This window comes from uncultured Campylobacter sp. (assembly GCF_938031315.1).
In the GTDB taxonomy this organism is placed as follows: Bacteria; Campylobacterota; Campylobacteria; order Campylobacterales; family Campylobacteraceae; genus Campylobacter_B.
Window position 1 is genome coordinate 1 of the sequence record NZ_CALHHT010000024.1, and the last position, 1507, is coordinate 1507.

2 protein-coding genes are annotated in these 1507 nt (G+C 45.7%); one reads left to right on the plus strand and one right to left on the minus strand.

The features are described from left to right. Positions 1-5 precede the first annotated feature (5 nt). Entirely contained in the window at positions 6-158 is a 153-nt protein-coding gene (locus Q0236_RS00695; protein ID WP_297913815.1) for an EAL domain-containing protein, read from the plus strand. A 592-nt stretch (positions 159-750) separates the two neighbouring features. Here the strand turns inward: Q0236_RS00695 and Q0236_RS00700 are convergent. Then, positions 751-1507: acetyl-CoA hydrolase/transferase C-terminal domain-containing protein (locus Q0236_RS00700; RefSeq protein WP_297913812.1), on the minus strand; the 757-nt coding region annotated here is incomplete at its 5' end.

Below are 1507 nucleotides of genomic sequence, written 5' to 3' on the forward strand. Positions count from 1 at the left end.
AAACGATCGCGGGCTTTGCGAAAAAGCAGGGCTACGAGCTCATCGCCGAATACGTAGAAAACCATGAAATTTCAATTATCTTAGAAGAGATGGGGATTAAATATATGCAGGGCTACTTCTACAGCAAGCCGATGGAGCCCTCGAGGATAAAATTCTAATCTCATTTCGTCGCAGCTTTATAGCTAGCCTTTTTAAATTTACGAGCCAAAGATCGTCTTCGTAAGGCGATAAATTCTGTTTTAGCAAGCCGCCGCTTTAATTCATACGAAATTTATCTTGGCAAATACTACGCGGTTTTATCGCGAACTTATGGCGCGCCTTGTAGCTAAATTGCCAAAAAAGCTTGCGCGTGGCAAATGAAGTGAGAGCTAAATTTAAAATTTAATAGCGGATTTATGGATGAAATTTTGCGAAGTTCAAAATTTTAAAATTCTAAGCCGTAGAATTTTAAAATTTAAAATGCGCGAACTGCAAATTTAGGGCTAAATTTTAAAATTCCGTAGCGATAAAATTTTAAATTCCGCACCTTAAATCCGCCTGCAAATTTTAAAATTTTACGGCGCAAATTTCGATCTATTCGTTTTATAACATTTCGCGCGAGCTTTACAAAATAAAATTTTAGCACGCCTTGCTTTAAGTAACGATAGAGCTTTCAAATGCAGGCGGAATTTTTAAGTGCAAACTTTCTTGCTTTCAGCGAGAATGAGCTTAAATTTTAGGCTTTAGCGCATTAGCTCAAACAAATTCGCTCTAAGCCTTCATACTCCCCGTATCTTTAAATCTTTGATGCCACGACAGCGCCTCGCTTAGGATGTGCGGAGTATGCCCAGCACAGGGCTGCGCACATGCCCGCTCGAAATAATCTCTCAGTGCGTCTTGGTAAGCGGGATGTGCGATGCTTATCATCGCGCGAGCCCGCTCACGAGGGCATTTACCACGCAGATCGGCGATGCCGTATTCGGTGATGATGACCTGGGTGTCGTGCTCGGTATGATCGACATGGCTCACGAATGGCACGATAGCGCTGATCGCGCCGCCTTTAGCGAGCGATGGGCTCAAAAATAGCGACAAATATCCGTTGCGAGCGAAGTCACCGCTACCGCCAATACCGTTTTTCATCTGCGAACCCATGACGTTAGTGGAGTTTACGTTGCCGTAGATATCTGCCTCGAGCATGCCATTCATCGACACGACGCCGAGCTTTCTGATAAGCGCTGGCGAGTTGGAGACGTCTTGTGAACGCAGTATGATGTGCTTGCGGTAGAAATCGATGTTTTTTTGAAATTCCTCGACACCTGCGGGGCTAAGCGATAGCGCTGTGGCACTTGCAGTGCCTACGACGCCTCTTTTGATGAGATCTAGCATGCCGTCTTGGATCACCTCGGAGTAGCATTGCAGCCCTTGGTAGCCAGCATTTTGTAGTGAGCTAAGCACAGCGTTAGCGACGTTGCCGATGCCCGATTGTAGCGGCAGTAGCTTCTTTGCGGGAAGTCTGCCACAAGCCTCC